Raw genomic sequence first — 3,660 nt, forward strand, 5'->3', positions numbered from 1 at the left:
AATTGCTTGGTCAGGGTCGGGGCAATGGCTTCGATTTCGGCGGACTCGCCGATGACCAGCAGCAGGCGGACTTTGCGGCGCCAGAAGAGGCCGTAATGGTCGCGCAGATGCACTTTAATTGAGGAAATGATTTGTGCAGTCTGAGTATCAAGAGATTCAGGGAGGCCAATCTGCGTAGGCGGGGGCACATCATCCGCCTTCAACTGAAGGTAAGCCGAATGTCCCAACTGCTGCCCCAACAAATGGTAGGCCGCGACGCACAAAACTAGGACCAAGGTCGTAGCGGCTATCACCCACAGCCCCATCGTTTGGCGATCGCTACCGGATCTAAAGCCAAACATCGCCGGATAATGCCAAACCAATACACTCAGGATCGTACCGATCAGCAGCAACGCGACGACCAGAGCCAGCAACCACACAACACGTCGAAACTGCATTCGAAATTCCTACTTCGAGAGCGATGGCACAGGCGTCAATACCGTGCTCCAGAGCCCTGTATCAACACAGTCACCCCCGCTGAAAATGAACTGCGGCCCAGCGCCGCATTGAATGGTCTGCGTTGCAGCGGCAATCGCCAGCCACGGCGACGCTTTGCCTGGGTGTCCCAACTGGCTATCCAGATCGTAAAACCCGTGGTTGTGTTTTGCCGGGAGCGACGCCTCGGCCAAGACCGTGGCCAACGCCTCATGCCGCCGCGCATCAATCCCCGCCCGCCATGTCTGCTCGATCGATTGCGCCTCCAGTGGCACCCAGTCCAAGGCTTGGCGTGCGGCATAGAACAACGCGCCCGGGGTCGGCTCGCGTTGCTGCTCCGGACGATGCAGGTGGGCTATTGGCGGCAATAAGGCTTGCGTCAGTCGATTGCCGAACAGCAGTCCAACAGCCGCTTCAGCCGTCCCTTCTGGCTGCTGGGGCATAAACCGTAGCGCCACCACCAACAGCACGGCCCGATCACCAATTCGATGATCAAGCCACTGATCCAAGGCCTCTAGTCCATCCTCTTCAACGGGCACCGCCGACTGACGGATACCGGACTCGCTCCATGCCCGTCGCCATACCCGCTGCAACACGTTCTCTGGCAATGCGCTATCGACCGCCAACAACAAGGCTAACGGCGTATCGTCGGGTAGTCGCATCAGCGGTTGCGCCAGATCGCCAAGCACTTGCTCCACCACCCGCAGCAATGCGTATTCGCAGGTTTCATTGGTAATGCCAGGCAAGCGGCTATGACGCAGCATCGTCCTGTCCAGCCAAGACGGTTGAACCTTTATAGCTTGGGTGCCGCTCAGCAAGGCAGCTCGTTGTAGTGCCTCCTCCTCCCCTGGCGCCCGCAGGGCCGTATACAAACTGACACCCAACACCTGCTGTACGCGCCGACCACGTCGAATCTTGTGAGTCAAATCCTCTTCACGAGCCTTATCCCACCCATCGGCAACCTGCTGCTGGCCGAAATACAGCAAAACACGCCCGAAACTCAGCAGGCACCAGCCCAAGAGCGGTCCCCCCAAGGTCAATCCCCAGAAACTCACGGGTTGTTGGCGTAACCCTTGAGAACCAAACAATAACGTCCCACATACACCTAGTAGTAAAAGCAGCAGTGGCAATACACCTAGCCAAAGCCAGACTCTAGGCCGAGCAGGTCGTGGAGCCCGTGGTGGGACTTGATCCAATCTGACCGACATGACTAACTCGCGCCCACTGTTCGGCCATGGCCAGAAATCGGACAGCTCACCGGGCCACTCTGGTGAGCCACACCGATGGCGCTGAACCACCTATCTGTAGAAACCGAAAGAACTGTGCTGCCCCCGGTCGTTTTGTCGCCAATACGGATGATGTCCTTCATAGTTATCCCTACTCTAAGAATCGAACGGCTTACTTATCTGGCTGTTCTTTACTCAACACCTCAATGGGCAGGAAAACATTGTTACGCCACACATAATTTGTTGAACTCAATGCTCGTCCAGTAGCGTCAACATTATAAAACCATTCAATCGAAAATCCCTGCGCACTCCATTGCACCGAAGAAAAGTCAGAATCTTGCAGATCTTTTCCGGAGTTCTGGCTAACCAGTGAAATCGATCGCCAACAACTGCTCACCAACACCCTTTCCCGCGCACTTAATTCGGCGCCTGCCACCTCATATACGTATAACCAAATTTCAGTTCCCGAGCCACAATTTTTTTGTGGATTGACACGATCAGAATATAAAACCTCAAATATCGACACATAATTATTATTTGCAACAGGGTGTTTCACCTTATCATAAAAAATACCAGAAACATCGGAGGACAGCTTGAGCTTATAGACACTACCATCAGCCATACCCACACTCACCTGCCCATCTTTATTCCTGGCCCATGATATTGATGACCCGGCAAAAACATTACTCACCACCGCTAAAGTCAGCCACAAAAAAAACAATGCCCGCCAAAATCTACTTCTCAATAACATGATCTGCATAGCACCCGCCTTTATAGCCCCATGGGTGATCATCGGACTGCCCCTTTGTGCCTTTTTTATAAGTATCCTTATCTCGCTCATGCAGTTCAGACTCTATCTTGTCTTTATTCTTTTCATTGTCCATCGACCAACCAATATTCCCGGTATTAGAGTCACAGAGGACGTTCTTTTTTCTGATCCAGGAAGCTGAATCGGCATCCCACACATGATAGGAACCTCCGTTCCAGTGACTGAACACCTCGTGCCGCAGTTGATCATCCGTATAGGTTCTGCCTGCCTGTGCGAGATATTTTTTGGCAATCCGTACCTTGTCCCTGTAAATCGAGGATCCCGCCACGATATTGGCTTTCCAACTCCACGCTTGCTCATAGGAGGGTGCCGGACTGGTCATTTGCGTGATGCCGTAGCCTTTATCAAAGGCAACAATTGGCTCACCATCAAAATTGATAAAGTGTTTAGCGTTGGTTTCTTGCTGCAAAAGCTTCTCGAAGCCATTCATATCCTCCAAGCTAGCCACATAAGTCGCTACATTCTCTTGAGTAGGGTTTTGCCCAGCTATCCAGACAGTTCTGACCAACGTCTTTTGACCAATAATCACCGTCACCGTTAATTTTCCGCCTAGGACTCTTCCAGAAAAATCAACTGTCTATATTTTGCTATTACCTACAAACTCCCCCGCCTCTTTGAAGCCCTCCAAGACCCCACGCTCTCGTGCTTGCTCCCTCAACCCACTGGTTTTTGCTTGCCACTCAATCGCCCAGGACCATTGATAGTCGCCAGGGATTGTTGTCCGAAACTCGAAAACAATATTAGGAAACACAGCATCTGGCGTAATTGTGAACAATTCATTTTCAGCCGGTGATACCCATGTCAAGGCACCTTCGGCGGATACAACTTTGATTACACTGCCATCAGCGTCATTAGTACTACCGGCATGCTTTACTTGCTGCATAGTCCCGCCCTCAAAAATGTATCCGTCAGGACACTGGGTTTGTTAAAGAAAAATCCCACTGAACGTCTCCCTTACCAAGTGCCATAGGGAATACCATGCTGGTCGATATAGGCCTGAGCCTCAGGATTCGGCGCCCGATAATAAATACCGTTGCCGTTCAGATAGGGCCCTTGCGGCTCGATCTCGGCCTGAAAGCGCCCAACCTCCTTGAACCCCAGGCAAGCCCCTCCCACCCAGACCTTGACGAT

4 protein-coding genes and 1 pseudogene are annotated in these 3,660 nt (G+C 52.3%); all 5 read right to left on the reverse strand.

Annotation, left to right across the window (positions count from 1 at the left end):
• Positions 1 to 437 (reverse strand): annotated as a pseudogene (locus BMX68_RS24805) (ImcF-related family protein); the annotation flags it as partial.
• Between the two features lie 9 nt (positions 438 to 446).
• The gene (locus tag BMX68_RS24810; protein WP_026013418.1) at positions 447 to 1,682 is read right to left on the reverse strand and encodes a KPHS_23130 family T6SS system protein; all 1,236 of its coding nucleotides are present in this window, start codon (positions 1,680 to 1,682) and stop codon (positions 447 to 449) included.
• Between the two features lie 190 nt (positions 1,683 to 1,872).
• Positions 1,873 to 2,460, reverse strand: coding sequence for a hypothetical protein (locus tag BMX68_RS25780; RefSeq protein ID WP_143063368.1), 588 nt, complete (start codon positions 2,458 to 2,460; stop codon positions 1,873 to 1,875).
• Positions 2,435 to 3,064: a hypothetical protein gene (locus BMX68_RS25250; protein WP_017134074.1), complete on the reverse strand. Its 630-nt coding sequence runs from the start codon at positions 3,062 to 3,064 to the stop codon at positions 2,435 to 2,437. The genes BMX68_RS25780 and BMX68_RS25250 overlap by 26 nt, the downstream gene beginning before the upstream one ends.
• A gap of 42 nt (positions 3,065 to 3,106) precedes the next feature.
• Entirely contained in the window at positions 3,107 to 3,412 is a 306-nt protein-coding gene (locus BMX68_RS25255) for a hypothetical protein (protein ID WP_017134073.1), read from the reverse strand.
• Positions 3,413 to 3,660: the final 248 nt, after the last annotated feature.

The organism is Pseudomonas agarici (assembly GCF_900109755.1).
In the GTDB taxonomy this organism is placed as follows: Bacteria; Pseudomonadota; Gammaproteobacteria; order Pseudomonadales; family Pseudomonadaceae; genus Aquipseudomonas; species Aquipseudomonas agarici.